The sequence below is a fragment of the Arthrobacter sp. 2RAF22 genome (assembly GCF_052115325.1).
Taxonomy (GTDB): domain Bacteria; phylum Actinomycetota; class Actinomycetes; order Actinomycetales; family Micrococcaceae; genus Arthrobacter.
In genome coordinates this window covers 146043-163469 of the sequence record NZ_JBFRGL010000018.1, presented here as the reverse complement: position 1 = coordinate 163469, position 17427 = coordinate 146043, and the positions used below count along the sequence as shown (strand labels likewise).

At 65.6% G+C, this 17427-nt stretch carries 14 protein-coding genes; 3 read left to right on the top strand and 11 right to left on the bottom strand.

Features of this window, described 5'->3' with window-relative positions:
• Nucleotides 1-4 precede the first annotated feature (4 nt).
• Entirely contained in the window at nucleotides 5-847 is an 843-nt protein-coding gene (gene rsmI, locus AB4068_RS13935; protein WP_441433690.1) for a 16S rRNA (cytidine(1402)-2'-O)-methyltransferase, read from the bottom strand.
• 155 nt (nucleotides 848-1002) lie between these two features.
• Here rsmI and AB4068_RS13930 point away from each other — a divergent pair, with 155 nt between their 5' ends.
• Nucleotides 1003-2649 carry a dolichyl-phosphate-mannose--protein mannosyltransferase gene (locus tag AB4068_RS13930; RefSeq protein WP_284989840.1) on the top strand — a complete coding sequence of 549 codons (1647 nt, stop codon included), beginning with the start codon at nucleotides 1003-1005 and terminating at the stop codon, nucleotides 2647-2649.
• Between the two features lie 117 nt (nucleotides 2650-2766).
• Here AB4068_RS13930 and AB4068_RS13925 read toward each other — a convergent pair whose 3' ends face one another.
• Both AB4068_RS13925 and AB4068_RS13920 read right to left on the bottom strand, forming a co-directional pair.
• Nucleotides 2767-3966, bottom strand: coding sequence for a TIGR01906 family membrane protein (locus AB4068_RS13925; RefSeq protein WP_307052641.1), 1200 nt, complete (start codon nucleotides 3964-3966; stop codon nucleotides 2767-2769).
• 146 nt (nucleotides 3967-4112) lie between these two features.
• On the bottom strand, nucleotides 4113-5105 hold the full coding sequence (locus AB4068_RS13920; RefSeq protein WP_306961198.1) for a stage II sporulation protein M: 993 nt from the start codon (nucleotides 5103-5105) through the stop codon (nucleotides 4113-4115).
• Between the two features lie 140 nt (nucleotides 5106-5245).
• On the opposite strand from AB4068_RS13920, the gene AB4068_RS13915 reads away from it, so the two are divergent.
• Complete coding sequence (locus tag AB4068_RS13915; RefSeq protein WP_306961196.1) at nucleotides 5246-6046, top strand: RDD family protein; 801 nt, start codon at nucleotides 5246-5248, stop codon at nucleotides 6044-6046.
• Nucleotides 6047-6096: 50 nt separating this feature from the next.
• Here AB4068_RS13915 and AB4068_RS13910 read toward each other — a convergent pair whose 3' ends face one another.
• From AB4068_RS13910 to AB4068_RS13890, 5 genes are all read right to left on the bottom strand, one after another.
• Nucleotides 6097-7170, bottom strand: a complete 1074-nt coding sequence (locus AB4068_RS13910) for an Ig-like domain-containing protein (protein WP_441433679.1) — start codon at nucleotides 7168-7170, stop codon at nucleotides 6097-6099.
• 298 nt (nucleotides 7171-7468) lie between these two features.
• On the bottom strand, nucleotides 7469-8701 hold the full coding sequence (locus AB4068_RS13905) for a L,D-transpeptidase (protein ID WP_284989871.1): 1233 nt from the start codon (nucleotides 8699-8701) through the stop codon (nucleotides 7469-7471).
• Nucleotides 8702-8950: 249 nt separating this feature from the next.
• Nucleotides 8951-10432 (bottom strand): adenosylhomocysteinase, encoded by a 1482-nt coding sequence (gene ahcY, locus AB4068_RS13900; RefSeq protein WP_307052644.1) that lies wholly within the window; start codon nucleotides 10430-10432, stop codon nucleotides 8951-8953.
• A gap of 41 nt (nucleotides 10433-10473) precedes the next feature.
• Nucleotides 10474-10701, bottom strand: coding sequence for a Trm112 family protein (locus AB4068_RS13895; protein WP_059387950.1), 228 nt, complete (start codon nucleotides 10699-10701; stop codon nucleotides 10474-10476).
• 185 nt (nucleotides 10702-10886) lie between these two features.
• A complete protein-coding gene (locus tag AB4068_RS13890) occupies nucleotides 10887-11261 on the bottom strand; it encodes a DUF3499 domain-containing protein (protein WP_284752499.1) in 375 nt (124 codons plus the stop codon).
• 97 nt (nucleotides 11262-11358) lie between these two features.
• On the opposite strand from AB4068_RS13890, the gene AB4068_RS13885 reads away from it, so the two are divergent.
• Complete coding sequence (locus tag AB4068_RS13885) at nucleotides 11359-11877, top strand: metallopeptidase family protein (RefSeq protein WP_441433678.1); 519 nt, start codon at nucleotides 11359-11361, stop codon at nucleotides 11875-11877.
• On the opposite strand, the gene AB4068_RS13880 is transcribed toward AB4068_RS13885, so the two are convergent.
• The 3 genes from AB4068_RS13880 to AB4068_RS13870 are packed head-to-tail and all read right to left on the bottom strand — an operon-like array spanning nucleotide 11871 to nucleotide 17402.
• A complete protein-coding gene (locus tag AB4068_RS13880; protein WP_307052645.1) occupies nucleotides 11871-13532 on the bottom strand; it encodes a DUF5719 family protein in 1662 nt (553 codons plus the stop codon). The genes AB4068_RS13885 and AB4068_RS13880 overlap by 7 nt on opposite strands.
• Complete coding sequence (locus AB4068_RS13875; protein ID WP_441433689.1) at nucleotides 13525-16857, bottom strand: glycosyltransferase; 3333 nt, start codon at nucleotides 16855-16857, stop codon at nucleotides 13525-13527. The genes AB4068_RS13880 and AB4068_RS13875 overlap by 8 nt, the downstream gene beginning before the upstream one ends.
• Nucleotides 16857-17402, bottom strand: a complete 546-nt coding sequence (locus AB4068_RS13870) for a WhiB family transcriptional regulator (RefSeq protein WP_084784377.1) — start codon at nucleotides 17400-17402, stop codon at nucleotides 16857-16859. Before AB4068_RS13870 ends, AB4068_RS13875 begins: the two co-directional genes overlap by 1 nt.
• Nucleotides 17403-17427: the final 25 nt, after the last annotated feature.

Here is a 17427-nt window from a genome sequence, read left to right as displayed (position 1 = left end):
CGGCCTAACGCGCCGCGAGCACGGCAGAGTACAGCTCGCGCTTGCTGATGCGGGCGTCCTCGGCCACTGCGGCCACCGCCTCCTTGAGCCTGATTCCCTGGGCGATGAGTTCATTGACGGCGGCAACATGGTCCTCAGGCTTGCCTGGCGCCTGTTCGGGGGCGCCGGCGACGACGACGGCGATCTCGCCGCGGACCTCGTTGTTTTCGGCCCACTCGAGCAATTCCCGGATGGTTCCCCGAATGACTTCCTCGTAGGTCTTCGTCAATTCGCGGCAGACCGCGATGCGACGGTCCGAGCCGAAACGCTCGTGCAAGGCACGGAGCATTGGCTCAAGCCTGTGCGGGGCCTCGAAGAACACCATCGTCCGGCGTTCGTTGGCGAGGTCCGCAAGCCGGGAGCTGCGTTCTCCGGCTTTGCGGGGCAGGAATCCTTCAAAGCAGAACCGGTCGGTGGGCAGCCCCGATAGCGCCAAGGCCGTCAGCACGGCGGACGGGCCGGGGAAGGCGGTGACGAAGAGCCCGGCGGCCACGGCTCCCTCCACGAGGCGGAAGCCGGGGTCGGACACTGCGGGCATTCCGGCGTCGCTCACCATGATGATGGTCTTGCCGGCCCGGACGTGGTCCAGCAGTTCCTCGGTCTTGGCGGCCTCGTTGTGCTCGTGGTAGCTGATGACCCGGCCGGACACGGTGATGCCGAGCGACTGGACGAGCCGATGCAGGCGCCGGGTGTCCTCCGCTGCGACGATGTCGGCCGTCTGCAGCAACTCGACGAGCCGGCTGGAGGCATCGCCAACGTTGCCGATGGGAGTGGCAGCCAGCACTATCCGGCCTACGCCGTCGGGCAGGTCAGGAAGCGCGTGCGCCTCAAGGGACTCCGCCGAATCAGGAACGGTGGTTTCATCCGGGGAGCTCAGCTGTTCAGTCACCCAACAAGCCTAATGCCCTGGCTCCGCCTCCGGCCTTCAGGGAGCTACCGGAGGCAAAAGGTAGCATGGGCTGAGTGACCGATACCTCCGTGCGCCCCGCCCCGCAAACCTGGTTGATACGGCCCCGGGAGGCTTTCACGGCCGAGGCCCTGCGGACGCGGCTCATTGGAACCATCCAGAGCTGGCGGGATTATCCGCCGTCGTTGAGGCTGTGGTTCTGGCTGATCCCCGCCATCACGGCCGTGATCGGCGGGATTCTGCGTTTTGTCCGCCTCGGTGACCCGCATAGCCTCGTCTTCGACGAGACCTACTACGTCAAGGATGCCTACTCGTTCCTGGTCAGCGGTTACGAGCGGAGCTGGCCGGACAAGGCCAACGATGCCTTCAATGCGGGCAACCCCAACGTCCTGCTCAACTCCCCCGAGTACGTGGTGCATCCCCCGGTAGGGAAATGGATGATCGCCTTCGGGATGTGGCTCTTTGGTTCGGACAATTCCTTCGGCTGGAGGTTTTCCGCGGCTCTGACCGGCACGCTCTCCATCTTCCTGGTCGCCTTGATCGCGCTGAAGCTGTTCCGTTCCCACATCCTGGGCGCGGTGGCGGGACTGTTGCTCGCCGTGGACGGCCACCACCTGGTCATGTCGCGGACCTCGCTCCTGGACATCTTCCTGATGTTTTGGCTGCTCGCCGCCTTTGGCGCCCTGCTGATGGACCGCGACGACGGACGACGCCGCTTGGCGGCACGGCTTGCCGCGCTGGCGGGCGGAGCCAAGGACGGCCGTCCGACGGCGGTGCACCTCGCCTCGGGCCCGTGGCTCGGATTCCGGTGGTGGCGGCTGGCGGCGGGTGTCTGCCTCGGCTTGGCGGTCGGCACCAAGTGGTCGGCGCTGTTCTTCGTTGTTGCTTTCGGCTTGATGACGGTGTTTTGGGACATGAGCGCGCGGCGCATTGCGGGCATCCGGAGCTGGCCCAGCGCAGGCATCATCAAGGACGGCATTCCGGCGTTCTTCACCATGATTCCCGCGGCGACTGCCGTGTATTTGTCGACCTGGACCGGTTGGTTCCTTTCCAACGACGCCTACTACCGGCACTGGGCCGACACGAATCCTTCCGCCACGTGGGGCTGGATTCCCGGGCCGTTGCGCTCCCTGGCGTACTACCACGTGCAGGCTTACAACTTCCATCAGGGCCTCAGCTCGCCGCACCCGTATTCGGCGAGTCCGTGGACCTGGCTTGTCATGGGGCGGCCCACATCGTTCTACTATGAGTCCCCCAAGCCGGGCACTCCCGGCTGCGATCTGCCCAACTGCACTTCGGCGATCCTGTCGGTCGGCAACCCGGTGGTCTGGTGGGGTGCCACGATTGCGCTCTTTGTGGTGCTGTTCTGGTGGGCGGGACGGCGCGACTGGCGGGCAGGGGCCATCCTGGCCGGGGTCGCCGCCGGGTATTTGCCGTGGTTCATGTACCCGGAGCGCACCATGTTCTACTTCTATGCGCTTTCCTTCGAGCCCTTCCTCGTGCTGGCCCTCGTCTATGGATTGGGACTGGTGCTCGGCAGGAGCGGGGCTCCTCCATGGCGGCGCCGCTCCGGCCTGTACCTGGTGGGCCTTGTGGTGGTCCTTGCCGTGCTGTTGTCGGCGTTCTTCTATCCGGTGTGGACGGCGGAAGTGATCAGCTACCAGGACTGGCGGATGCGCATGTGGATGCCGTCCTGGATCTGAGCGGCCTGACCGGAAGGCCGGGACGGCTCGCACACTAAACACCCCCGCATGAACGAAGCGGCCCGCCTGGGATTGGAGACTCCCAGGCGGACCGCTTTTCTCGTTGTTGCGGTGGTGCTACTTCTCCGGCGTGCCGGCTTCCGCGCGGACCTCCGGGTCCGCATCCGCGCTGTGTTCCGCAGCAGCTTGGTTCTTGGGTGCAAGTCCGCGACGACGGCGGGTAGGCCAGGTGAAGATGAGTGTCAGCAGGGCCGTGATGAAGACCAATGCACCGATCGCAATCCCGGAGTCCATCCAATATTGCCCCGGGAACAAGCGGATCAGCGTGTCGTCGAGCGCAAATGTCCAGGTGCCGTTGGCGAAGAAAATGTGGTGGAAGTCCGTGAAGAACTGCTGCCAGCCCAAGGCCGCAAGCGTGCCCAGTCCAAGGATGAGCACCAAAGTGACGATCGAACCGGCAAACATTCCGCGGCGGATTCCGCCCGTGCTTCGCTTGCGCAGATAGAGCATGGCGATGATGCCGATGATGATCATGAGCGCGCCGGCACCGAATGCGGAGAGCATCACGGTCTTGACGTCGGCCATGTGGGAAACTTCGCCTTCCTTGAACAGCTTCTCGCCGTTCTGGTTGACGAGCTCGCCCAAGTAGCGTGGACCGGACCAGTTGCTGAGATAGTCCAGGGCGTAGGACCCATAAGTCATCCGGTCATCGGCGTTGAAGCCGTAGCCGTCGCCAGGGAATCCCGGCCGGTAGTACTCCACCCACAAGAACAGCGGGCTCGCCACGGCGCGGATTGCCAGCACCAGGAGGACCACCGGGTAGAAGACGGCCAGCAGGACCTGGAAAATGCGCGGGGCCAGCGGCTTGGCGTTGGCGGCCTGCTCCCGCTCGTGGTTGCGGCGTTCCACTTCGGCTTCCGGGGGGCGGACCTGAAGGGCCGACGTCGGCAAGGGCTCCGCGAAGAGGGCTGGTTCCTGTCCGGCCTCCGCAGCCTCGGCGGCTTTGCGGTCTGCCCGGCTCTCCGCCTGTTGTCCTGCGACGGGAGGTCCTGCGACGGACGGTCCTGCCACGGGCCGTCCCGCGGGCGGCCGTGCAGCTTCGCCTGCGGTTGCCGCTCCCACGGCGCCGTCTCCCGGTCTGCCCTCTTCGGGCTCCCGTGTGCTCAAAGAGTCCCGGGCTCCGTCAGGGGCCCCGGCCGGACGTGCATCAGTGGCTGCGGACTTGGCCGCGGGCTTCATCCATTCGAAGGCCGGCTCGTCGCCGTCGTCGTGGATATCCGCGTCCGGATCTTTGGGGATCGGGCTCTTCTCGGTCACTTGGATTTCACTTCCGTAGGATTCACATGCCGGAGCAGGAACGGTCCGCTGGCAATCTTCTCTGCCATCGAGCCTACCGTCAGCCCTCGCGGAGAGACGATGAGCCACCCCGGCGGACGTCGGATTGCGGCCGGACCCGGGTGCCGTCAGGCGGCAATCTCCCGGTATCCGGCGTCGTTTGCGTCCAGGTCACCCGTGGCGCCGGCGCGGAATGCCCGCCCGCCCAGCACCAAGGCATAGATCCAGTATGCCGCGAGAACGAGCGAACCGATCAGGATCTTGGCCCACACGGGAAGCGGGCTCGGCGTGACGAAGGCCTCGACGAGTCCGGAAACGAACAGGACAAGCACCAGGCCCAGGGCCACGGTGATCAGGGAACGGCCTTCTTCCGCGACTGCCTGCATCCTGCGCCTCGGACCCGGTGAAACCATCGCCCAGAAAATGCGGAGACCGCCCGCGGAGGCGATGAACACAGCCGTCAACTCCATGAGGCCGTGCGGGAGGATGTAGCTGAAAAACACGTCCATCTTGCCGGTGGCGGCAAACACGCCAGCCGCAACTCCCAGGCCCTGGGCATTCCCGAACAGCATGTAGGGTACCCAGAATCCGGTGATGCCCAAGGCCACGGCCTGCGCCCCTATCCAGGCATTGTTGGTCCAGACCGCGCCGGCGAAGGATGCAGCAGGGTTCTCGGAGTAGTAGTCAACGAAGTCGTGGTCGACGTATTGCTTCACGGCGTTGCTGCTTCCGAGGGCCCTCAAGGCGTCCGGGGACGTTCCGATCCAGAACGTGTAGGCACCGGCCACAAGGCAGAAGAAAACCCCGCACCAGACAGTGAGCCACCGCAATCGGTAGAACGCGGCTGGCAGGGACACCACGAAAAAGCGGGCGAGGTCTTCCATGAAATTCGATCGTGCCCCGGTGAAGCGCGTGCGGGCCTGGGCGAGGGCCGCCGACAAGGAGGCGGAGAGTGCGCTCTCCGGGGCCACGGACCGGATGAGGGACAGGTGTGATGACGCCACTTGGTACAAACGCAGCAGCTCGTCGGCTTCGCCGCCGTCCAGGCGTCGTTTGTGCGCGAGCTCGTGCAAGCGGGCCCATTTGGTCCCGTTCACCACGGAGAAGGCATCCATGTCCACGGCTCTACCCTAATCCCCACCCTCCCCAAACAGTCCCACATCCACGCAAAGCCCTCCTCCGCATCGGCGGCCGCGGTTAGACTCGATCCAGCGGGAGCCGTCCGGTCCTGCGGAGGTCGTGGCAATGCTTGGGGGCGGGCTTGAGTTCTATCATTACCGGCGAGGCCGTAGTCCTTGAACTGCGGCCGGCATCGTTCGGGGCGAGGGCCCTTGGGCTCATGCTCGATGTCCTGGTTCACGTCGTGTTGCTGGTGGGCCTGTTGTTCCTGATCGGTATGGCGGCACCTGATGTGGACGTGGCCGCGGGCAACGCGATGGTTTTGTCCAGTGGGGTGCTGTGCCTCGTCGTGGTCCCCGTGGCGGTGGAAACGCTGAGCCGTGGCCGTTCTCTGGGCAAGCTGGCTACCGGGCTCAGGATCGTGCGCGACGACGGCGGATCCATCCGTTTCCGGCACGCGGTGATCCGCGGCTTGATCGGGTTCCTGGAGATCTACGCGACGTTCGGCGGATTGGCCATTGCCGTGGCACTGTTCAATGACAAGTCGAAGAGGCTCGGGGACGTCGTGGCAGGAACCTATGCGCTCAGGCAGCGCGTTCCTGCCGAACCCAAAATCCTCCCCTTCGCGCCTCCGCACCTGCAGGCTTGGGTGGCGCTCGCCGATATCGGCAGGGTTCCCGACGGGACGGCGAGGCGGGCCTCACAGTTCATCCAGCAGGCCTGGCGGATGGCTCCGGACTCACGCGCCCGCCTGGCCGCGGCCCTCGCAAGCGAGCTGGCGGCTTACGTCGCTCCACCTCCGCCGCCCGGAACGACGCCGGAAGGCTACCTGAACGCAGTGTTGGGCGAGCGGCGAAACCGGGACCTGGAACGGCTGCGCCGCGCTGAACAACGCAGCGCCGTTATGGGCGACCGGCTCAACAGGCTCCCGTTCACGCGCTAGCACGGTGCGCAACGCCGTCGGGCACAACTGCCTCCACGTCCCGGCAGGGCTTAGCGCTTCGCGTAGCCGGCCCAGGCGATGTTCCAGTCCCCGAAGCCTTCAAGCGGTTCCACCGCGGGGGCTCCGGTGTTCAGTACCTGCACCACATCCCCCGTACGCATGTTGTTGAAGAACCACGCGGCATCGGCCGGGAGCAGGCCAACGCAGCCGTGCGAGACGTTGTATGCGCCGACGGCCCCGTAAGCCGATGGAAGCGCTTGGTGAACGTAGACCCCTGAGTTCGTGAGCCGGTTGGCGTGCTCGACGACGAGCGGTGCGTAGTAGCCCTTGTCACCGGGTTTGAGTCCGATGCTGCCGGCGTTGAATTTGGAGTGGCGTTCCTGCTCCATGATCACGGCGTATCCGGTGGGCGAGAGCCAGTCCGGGCTGCCAAGGGTGACGGGAGCTGTCTTGACGAGTGCGCCGTCGAAATACACCTTCATGGTCTTGGTGGCGTCGTCCACTACCGCTATCCGCTGCGGACCGGTCGTGAACACTGCCTTGACATTGGAGTTGCCGATCATTCCGTTGCCGAAATCCTTGCCGAACAAAGGCATGTCCACTGTGACGCTCGTGTTGGCCGCCCAGAAGGTCTCCGGGCGGATCCGCACTTTGCGGTCCGAGTACCAGCGCCAGGCCACTTCCTGGCCAGAGGAAACGCCGATCTTCACGGCCTGTTCCATGGCGGCTTTATCCGCCACAGGCTCGCTGAAGTTGATTTCGATGGGTTGCCCCGAACCCATGACGGAACCGTCGTTGGGGAACACCAAGGCATTGGCCTCGTTGGGCGTGGATACTGTGCTGAAGGATTGCGTCTTCCGGGTTTCCCGGCCCGCGCCGTCAACAACAGTGAAGCCATAACGGTACTCGGTGTTGAACGCCAAGGGATCCAGCGTGGACCAGGTGCTGCCATCGGAACTGATGCTTCCCGTGATGGCCTTTCCGCCCTTGGCCGGGACGAGTTCAACGTCCTTCAACGTGCCGTGTACCGCCTTCACGGAAGGCCCGACGGCGGGATTCACTTCGCGGGCGCCGTCAAGGGGCGTGATTCCCAGTTCCACTGCCTTGACGACAGCGGACGCCAACCCCGCATCCGTGCGTTGCGGAGATCCCGCTTCTGATTCGACCGCCGTTTGCAGCCAGTTCGGGGCGGTTGCAACACCGATTCCTCCGACCGCAACGCCGGCACATATCCCCATGATTCCGAGAATCTTCCCGGTCTTGCTTTTCCTTTGCGACGCCACAGTGCAACTCCACATCCCCCGGCAGAAACCCAGCCCCCAAGACTGACCCGCCAAGTCTACCGGGGGTTCCGATGCGTCCGGGGCAGTGCGCTCAGGCGCGCCCTATCAGTCGGCGTACTGGGTCAGTCGGCGTATTGGGTCAGTTGGCGTATTGGGCCCACGGGATGTTCCAGTCGCCAAAGCCGTCGTCGTAGTTGGCGTAGTCACCCTGGGTATTGACCACTTGGACGACGTCTCCGGTCGTCATGTTGTCGAACACCCATTTCGCGCCGTCAGGTCCCAATCCGATGCAGCCGTGGGAGAGGTTCGTGACGCCGATGTACGGCAAGGCCGAGTCGGTGGCCTGGTGGATGAACTCGCCGCTGGGCGTCAGGCGCGTCGCGTAGTTGACGTCAAGCTGTCCGTAGTAGGCCGGATCCCCCGGCTTAAGGCCGATGGTGGAGGCGTCCATGTGCTCCACCCGGTACTTCTCCATAAGGACCAAGTAGCCGCGCGCGGAAGGGAACCTGGTGTCGCCCATGGTGTCCGGCCACTGGCCCACTTGCTGGTCGTTGATACTGACCGTGAACGTGTGGGCAACCGCGTCGGCCACCGCCACTTTCTTGTCGCCGATCTTGAAGGTGTTCGTCTTGTTGAAGTTGCCGATCTGGCCGTTGCCGAAGTCCACCCCGAACAGCTTGAGATCCACGGTGACGGTGCTGTTCGCTGCCCAGAAGTTCTCCGGACGGTAGCGCACCATGGTGTCGCTGAACCAGTGGAAGGCCCCCACCTGGCCCGACGTGGAGGTGACCTTGATGGCCTTCTCGACAGCGGCCTTGTTGACGACCGGTTCGCTGAACGTGAGCTGGAGCGGCTGCGCCACGCCCACCTTCGCCCCGTCCAGGGGGTACATGGCGGCGTCGGCCTCGTTCTGCGTGGAGACCGTCGTGAAGGATCCGGTCTTCGACGTTGCGCGACCGGCCGCATCGGCAACGGTGTAATTGAAGGTGTAGGAGGAGTTGAATTCGAGCGGAGTGGATGCCGTCCAGCTCAGTCCATCCGGGGTCAACGCACCATCAACGGTCTTCCCTTGGGCGCTCGTCAGGGAGACCCTGTCCAGGGTTCCGTCCTTGACGCTGATAGTGACGGGCGCAGCCGGGTTCACCTGTTTGGCTCCGCTCGCAGGCGAGGCAACCACCGTGGCAGGCTTCACGACGGGCAGCACCGCCGCTGCCTCGCTGCGTTCACCTGATGATCCCTCGGACTCGATTGCCGCACTCGCCGCATGCGGGGCCACTGCGGCGAACGTGCCGCTGAGCGCGGCAATGAGGCAGACAACCACGATCCAGGCGACCTTGCGGAACCTGCTTCGCTTCGTCGGCCCAGCATCCATGTGCCCAGTGTCCAAGTGCCCAGCATCCAAGTGCCGGGCGCTGCCGCCGTCCTGCTCGGTGTCGAAGAGCCTCGCAGCGTCCACTTGCTCGAAAGTGTCCGCTTGCTCGCCGTCGGGATTAAGGCCCATTCCTTTTTTCTCCAAAACTCACGCCCCCCAATAAAACTCACGCCCCACAGCCGCATCCTAAGGGGCGCGGCTTGATATTGGCTGGGAGCCCGCCTTCCGGCGTGCCCCCAGCCAGTGTTCTTAGTACCGGTAGTGTTCCGGCTTGTACGGCCCGGCAACGTCAAGGTCCAGGTATTCCGCCTGTTCCTTGCTGAGCTCGGTCAGTTCCACGCCCAAAGCATCCAGGTGCAGGCGGGCAACCTTCTCATCGAGGATCTTGGGCAGGACATAGACCTGGTTCGAGTATTCGCGCTCGGCCTCGGGCTGGTCCCTCTTGGTCCACAGCTCGATCTGGGCGATCGTCTGGTTCGCGAAGGAGTTGCTCATAACGAACGAGGGGTGGCCCGTGGCGTTGCCCAGGTTCAGGAGGCGGCCTTCGGAAAGCACGATGATCGAACGCTCCTCGCGGCCGTCGGCTGCGGCGAACACCCACTCGTGGACCTGCGGCTTGATTTCCACCTTGTGCACGCCGGGGACCTTTGCCAGTCCGGCCATGTCGATCTCGTTGTCGAAGTGGCCGATGTTGCCCACGATCGCCTTGTTCTTCATGCGGAGCATGTCGGAGGCCATGATGACGTCCTTGTTGCCCGTAGTCGTGATGAAGATGTCGCCCTGTTCCAACACGGAATCCAGCTTGGCCACCTGGTACCCGTCCATTGCTGCCTGGAGCGCGCAGATGGGGTCGATCTCCGTCACGATCACGCGCGAACCCTGGCCGCGGAGCGCCTCTGCGGCGCCCTTGCCGACGTCGCCATAGCCGCAGACGACGGCGACCTTTCCGCCCATCAGGACATCCGTGGCGCGGTTGAGGCCGTCCGGCAGGGAGTGGCGGATGCCGTACTTGTTATCGAATTTGCTCTTGGTCACCGAGTCGTTGACGTTGATGGCCGGGAACAGCAGCTTGCCCTGTTCGGCGAGCTGGTAGAGCCGGTGCACGCCCGTGGTGGTTTCTTCGCTCACGCCACGGATCCCGGCGGCGATGCGGGTCCACTTCTTCGGGTCGGCGGCAAGGCTCTTCCGCAGCACGTCGAGGACCAGCGCATACTCTTCGGGATCACTCTCCGTGGCGGTCGGCACCGCGCCGGCTGCTTCGAATTCGACGCCTTTGTGGACCAGCAGCGTGGCGTCTCCGCCGTCGTCGAGGATCATGTTGGGCCCAAGCTCAGGGTTGGCGTCCGCGCCCGGCCAGGTGAGGATCTGCTCGGCGGTCCACCAGTATTCGTCGAGGGTCTCGCCCTTCCAGGCGAACACGGGAACACCCCGGGGATCCTCGACAGTTCCCTTGCCGACGACAACGGCGGCCGCTGCCTCGTCCTGGGTGGAAAAGATGTTGCACGAGGCCCACCGCACCTCCGCGCCGAGGGCCGTCAGCGTCTCGATGAGCACCGCGGTCTGCACGGTCATGTGCAGGGACCCGGCAATACGCGCCCCCTTGAGCGGCTGGCTTGGACCGAACTCGGCGCGCAGCGACATGAGGCCCGGCATTTCGTGCTCTGCCAGGCGAATCTGGTGGCGCCCGGCTTCGGCCAGGGAGATGTCTGCAACCTTGTAGTCGAAAGTCATGGAAGTCCTTTGGAAGTACCGAATGGTCGAGTCAGGGGGGCTCAGGCGTCGTGCCGGCCTGCGTCGTGCTGGTCTGAGGCCGCGGCGTTGGCGGCGGCCAGCAGCTCCGGGGGCAGGAGCAAGGGGATTCCGTCCTGGATTGCATAGCGGAGCTTCTCACCCGAGGCGGACGCGGCCGTCGAGACAAGTTCCTCGCCGTCCTGCTCCAGCGGGGACCCGGTGACAGGGCACCGCAGGATGGACAACAATTCAGGACTGACCTTTGGCATGGTTGAAGCTCCCTGGATGGCATCTCGCGGACGCCGCTTTGGACAGATATGGCAGCTTCCAGAGTACAACCCAGCGGCGCTGCACACGGTGTCACAATGCTTGTCGCTCAGGGAGCCGCGACACATTGGGCGACACACGCGGCGGTACACGGAGGCAATGGACGCGTGGTTGCTGTCGTCCGGGTTCAGGACGGATCGCGCAGGATGCGCAGGTGGCGCCTTGTTCCCTCCACGGGGGCCGGTCCGTCAAAGGGGGCCCGGACTGTGCGCTGTTCCGGCGCGGCAGGCGCCGATGCGGCTTCCCGCACAGCATTCGCCAGGGCAAGGAGATCGTCCGGCCCCGGCTGGGGCGGTGAGGACGGCATGGCGAGCCGCATGACTTCCCAGCCCCTCGGTACGGTCAGCGACTCGGCATGCTGCGCACACAGATCGTAGGAATGCGGCTCGGCATATGTGGCCAACGGACCAAGCACCGCCGTGGACTCGGCATAGACGTACGTCAAAGTAGCCACCGCGGATTGGCGGCAAGCTGATCTGGAACACTGACGAATTGCACCCACAACATCCCAGATTAGCCGCACTTCCCCGCGGCGCGGTGCATTGCCCCTTTGCGCGCATTATGTCGCGTTGGCGGAATCACGGGTCTAGAGTCGATATATGCAGTCACAGCACCACGTTCCGGGCTTCACAGTCCATTTGTCCGACACCGGGGACAGCCAGGAAACGACGACGGCGGGCACGTCCGCACGCGGCTTCAGGGAGCGCCGCAGGAACCGCCACGGGCGGGGCTTGCGCGGCGAAATCATCCTTCCCAACCTTCCCGGCTACCGGACGCGCGCCGAAAGGTTCGACGACCTCGTGCTCGATTCCGCTGAACGGCTGCAGGATATGTGGGGCAAACGGCTCGACGGCGTCGCGTTCGCGGTGGACGAGATCCCGCCGAACCTTGAGGAACTGGTGGCACAAGGCACCGCGGCACCGCTGGGCTCGTACACCCCGGCAGCCCGCGGCGCGGGTCCCGTCATCACCATCTATCGGCGCGTCGTCGAGCACACCACCGGCGGCCGCGAGGACCTCCAGGACCTGGTGCACGACATCGTCGTCGAGTACACCGCCGAGATGCTCGGAGTGCCGCCGGAGACCCTGGACCCCGTGTACCGCCGCCGGTATCAGTAACCGAGCGTGACCTGCACTTTTTCGTGGCCCGCAGCGCCATCCTGGATGGTCAGGACCGAAACGCCTGGTTGATCGCCCTGGCCGAGGACGAGCGCGCCGTAGGCCGCATCCCCTGCCGCCGACACGATGTAGCCCGAAACCGCCGCGCCGTCGGACTTGTCCGGAACGCCGATGACCGCCGTGGTCCCTCCGGCGATGTCGACCGTTTGCGCCTTGTGTACCTTGCCGTCCGAGGTGACCGGCGTGTAACTGACAGTGGCCCGTCCCGTCGGCACACCGAAGCTGAGGAAACGGGTCCCGCCTTGGGGTACCGCCATCACATGCTGGCTGCCCAAACGGACCGCAGCCGGAGACCAGGCGAAGTCAACGGGGTCCTCCGCCTTGAGCCCCCGCGTTACGCGGGAGGAAGCTGCGAAGGAAACATCCGAGCTAGCGCTGACGGTATACATACCGGCCGGGACGCCCGCGAGCGGCACTTCGGTGACCGAACCCGCCTTCGCGGTCACGGCTCCCCCGCCGGGCAAAGCGCGCTGGCCGTTCGGCCCGTACAAGCGCACGTCCACGACGGCGTCCACAGGACCGGGAACGGTGATCTGCAGGGCCGGAACGACGTCGGCAAAACCGGGCTTGTCCGCGAGTGACTTCACGGCGGCCGGGTCCTGGACGTCCACCCCGGTCATGACCTGGGAATCGGCGGCGCCGGCACCAGGAGTGATGACCTCGACGCCACCGGCGGTGAGGCCCCGGAGGACGCTTTGCTGGATGGTTGCCGCGACCGGGCCGCCGCTGCTGCGCAAATGCACCGAGAGCTGACCCTCGTTCGGGGCCAGTCCGGCCAAATTGATGGACCGGGTAGCTCCCGGCGAAACCAGCAAGCCTCGGCTGTCCGGGGCTTGGATCTGCCCGTGGGCGCCGAACAGCTCGAGATTGACGGTAGCCGGGGTGCCCGAGGCATTGCTGATGTTCAAGACCGCCGTTCGCCCGAGTGCAGTGTTCGCTCCAAGGAGCCATGCATCATTGACCGGCTGCTGGCAGGGTGCTGCCGCCAGTCCGCGGAGGTCGCCGTCGCTCGCGGTGTAGCTCATCAGGCCCGCTACCGCGGCCTTCTGGCCGCTGATGGGATCGGCGCCCACCACGGTGACGTCGCCCGCAGGCCGCTGGGCCACGACGCCGGCGTTCAGCACGGGCGGCCCGGACGCAGGGGCTGGGGCGGCGGCGGGGGGCTTGGCAATGTCGGCGATTGCAGAACCACCGAGCGAGGCGAGGTTGCTCCCGGGAACGGATCCTGCGGCGTCGCTGAGCACCACCGCGTCCAGGAAGCTCTTTGCCGACCGCGAAACAGGGCTGAACTGGCTGTCGGTGCCCGCGCTCGTTCCCTCGGCGAGACGGGGAGGTGCCGGACACACTGCGGCTGTCCTGCCCGCCGGGACATCCGCGAGGGTCATGTCCAGCGTTTTGCTTCCCGACGGCGACGGCAGGATCGAGGCTGCCGACACCATCCCGGCCCCTGCAGCAAGGAGCAACGTCGCGGAAAGCGCTCCCAACACAACGGCCTTGTTCTTGTTCTGGCCTTTGCTCTGGTTGTGGGCTTTGCGCTGGCCGCGCTTCCTCGACCCCGCTCCGGGCTCGGCTGCCGGTCCTTGGTTGTCAGACACTGCTGTACTCCTTACGGAGGGAGTTTTGTTCCTTCAGGAGGCCGGCTTTCGGCCTGCGGGCAGGCATGGGGATGGCCAGAAGGACGGTCAATCCAATCACCACGGCCTGCAAAATGCTGAGCCAAGGCTCCCACACGGTGGTGTAGCGGATCTCGATCTGGCCGCCCGCGGACGGCAAGGTGAATGCTTGGGCCCATCCGGACGTCGTCGGGCTCAGTTGGCGGCCATCCAACCAAGCGCTCCAACCGGCATCTGCCCGCTCAGCGAGCACCACCAGGCGTCCGTCCCCGCCCGCCGGGATGTTGCCGGTGGCAGAGGATCCAACAGAAGGCAAGAGCGCAACGACGGCACCTTTTGCGTCCACCACCCTGACACGGTGTGCCGTTTCGGCGTCGGCCGCGGCGGCCTGGTTGAGCGGCGTGACCCGCCACAGCCACCCGGAATCGGTTTTGCCCACAGCCACCAGGCCGGGCACGGAATCGATCCGGTTGGCCGTCAACGGTGCGGCGGTGTCGGCTGACTTCAGAACCACGAATCCTGCGCCAAGCTGCTCAAGTGCGGGCCGCGGGTCAACCCCTGTTCCCGCGACAATCGTGGCTACGGCGTTCCGGATGGACGCGGTAGCGTCGTCGTCGGCCACGAGGCGTTCCTGCCCGGGTGATCCCACAATGGAACGTCCGGCAGCGACAGTCGAGAGCGAGTCCAAAGTAGTTCCGGCTCCGCGCATGAGGGATGCCGTGTAGCCACCGTTCTCACCGGCGGTGATGACCAGCGTGCGGGTCTGTTCCGGCCCTTGGCCGTGGTCGACGGCGGTGGCCGGCAACGTGCCGGGACCTGCGGGCTGGACCAGTCGCGGCGTGCCCAGCGCGCCGCTAGCCGAGGGCGGGCTGTCTGGGCCGGCCAGGACATTCTGGGTTGCCCAGAGGCCCATGCTTGCCAGGGGTCCGGCAATGAGGAGAAGCGTCGCTACAGCGGAGACGATGCGCACTGCCGCGCGCTGGACCGGGCGGCCGTCTTCCGCCTTGGCCTTCAGGTGGAGGAGGTTATCGGCGCCGATCAGCGCCGCTCCCAGGAACGCGAACCCGGCCGCGGAAACTGCCGGACCCGTGAATGGCGCGACGAGCAGGTTGCCGTCGACTCCGGTTGCGACGTGTCCGGCGAGCCATGCCCAGGCGAGGAGCACAAGGGCTCCGGCCCAGAGGAAACGCGTGACGCGGGACCGGCCTCCGGGGACAAAGAGTGCGGCGATGGAGAGGAGCAGGACCGGCGCGCCGATCAGCAGGGCAAGCGCCAGCGCCCACGGAATACCCGACGGGCCGAATAATGCCAAGCCGGCCAATCCGCCGTTGACGTCGAATTTCAAGGGTTGGCCAAGCAGTTGCTGCCACAACGGTGCGGCTTCGAATCCCAACGGGACGCCAGGATCGGCCAGCATGGTGCGGGGCCGTTCAAGCGCCGAGAGGACGTACGGCGCAAAGAGCGCGGCGCTTGGAAGCAGCGACCACCAAATGGTCCGGCCCCGCCGCCCCAAGGCGATGCCGCAAAAAACAATGAGGACAGCAAAGGGAGGAAGCAGGGATGGCGCAGAGGCAGTCACCACGGCCAGCGCCAAGCCGGCCGCGGCAGCAGCAGTCCACGACGGAGTGCCGTTGACGCCCGGCTTGCCCGGCAACGGCCTGGTTGCGGCGCGGCCGGACTGCTGGACCTGGTCCAGCGTAGTCCCGCGCCCCAGGGCCGATCCGGTGGCCCGGAAGAGTGCCAGCACCAACAAGGGCATCACTACGTGGGCCAAGAGGGCGCCGGCCCGTCCTTGGTTCACGGCGACTTGAAGGGCCGGGGCTGCGGCCCAGATCAGCGCCGCCATGAAGCGGTAGCGGCGCAAGCTGGTCATCGCGCCCGCGGCAAACCAGGCGCCCAATCCTGACAGTGGCATCGCCAACAACAACAGCCACACGATCGCCGTGCTGGAATCGCTTCCGCCGAGCAATGACACAAGCCACAGGATGTAGGCGAACGGATCCCCGTGTCCGGGCAAACCCGCGCCCAAGCCAATCCACCACGTGGATGCCGACCGCCAGATGTCGCCTGCGGCGGACAACGGCAAGAGGCCGCCGCCCGTCACGCCGTTTGCACCCAGGAGCCCCAGCAGCCCCACGATGGAGGCAGCCAGTGCAACAAACGCGGCGGCCACCGCGCCCGTCCCGATCCAACCCCGCTCATTCGTTGCTAGGGCCACAAAATCGTCACCTGCGTCACCGCTCGGTTCCGGAGCCAGGGAGTCGGTCTCCTGGAATTCGTCTGCGCCAATCGCCTCGACGAGGGAGCGTCGATGGGCCCAAACCTCGCGCCGCGGTGTCTGCAGGCCCTTGACCATTGACCGCGGTACGCGTCGCGTCCGGGCGGCGTTTCGCCGCGAACGCCAAATCGCCCCGGGACGGCCGAGCGCCGCAACGGTCGCGCCAAGCTGGGAAATTCCGTGACCCGGTTCTTTGACCAGGATGCTTAAGACGAGCCTGACCATGCTCCCGAGCAACGCGCCGAGCGCGTGCAGCGGAACCTTCCACGGCGAAGCGTGGGTGAGCCTCAAATGGACTTGGCTCTTGCGTGCGGCCGCAGGTGTCGCCAGGCTGTGGGGACGGTTCTCCACGTGGAACATGCGCGCCGCCGGAACCACCACGACCCTGTTGCCCGCCAGCCAGTTGCGCCAACAGAAATCGACGTCGTCTCCCACTCCGGGAAGCGCGGGGTCGAAGCCGCCCAATTGCTCCCAGGCGTCGCGGCGGATCAGCATGCCGGCGGAATTCACCGCGAAAGTGTCCGTGCGCCCGTCGTATTGGCCCTGGTCGAGTTCGTCGGCTTCTATGAGCGTCAGCCGTTCGGCCCAGCGGCTCGTGGACAGGCCGGCGTCGACGAGCCTGCGTTCCGCGTTCCAGGACAACTGCTTGCAACCGGCCACTGTGACGGAAGGGGCTCGCTCGACTGCCTGAAGCAGTTCGGCGAGTGCATCCGGGGCGGGAGCGGCGTCGTCGTGCAACAACCAGATCCATTCCACGGCTCCCGGCTCCCGCGAAGGTGGCGCCGAGCGGGCCAGGCCGGCCATGACGGCCGCACCGAAACCTGTTTTGTGTTCGCCGGTGCCGGTGACATTGGCCTTGCCGAGAGCCCGCTGCAGCAACGCGGCGGACTTGTCGCGGGAGCCCGTATCAATGCCAATGGCGGCATCTGCCGGACGCGTCTGGTCCAGCAGAGCCGCCAGGGTTCTGGGGAGATAGTTACCGCCATCGTGCGAGACGACGACGGCGGTAACGTGTACTGCCTTGAGAATCAGACCGCTCGCTTCCTCAGCCTGCGGCGTTCACGCTCGGAGAGCCCGCCCCAGATACCAAAACGTTCATCATTGGCGAGTGCGTATTCAAGGCACTGCGAACGGACATTGCACGCACCGCAAACCTTTTTGGCATCCCGCGTGGAGCCGCCCTTCTCAGGGAAGAACGCCTCCGGGTCCGTCTGGGCGCACAAGGCGTCCGTCTGCCAGCCGAGTTCGCCTTCGTCGTCGAAGTCCCCCTGGCGCGGAAGCCCGATCCACACCGGCTGGGCCGGGTTGTCGAGCGGACGGCGCAGCTCCATCGGAGGATCGTCGAGATCATCCTCCGGATCTGCCGGCGTGCCTCCCACAAGAGCCTCGTGGGCAGCAAGAAAGGCTGTTGCCTCGTCTTCCAGCGACTCCCGAGTGGTCTCTATGTAGCGGTCCGCCGCCTGCGGATCTGCCGGGTCAACATACCAATCCCCCGGAACTTCACGCGACCGGTACTTCACCGACGCATATTCCGCGACGACTGCATCTTCCTGGATACGCAACGCTTGCCCCATGGCGTCCCTCCTGATGTGTGCAGCT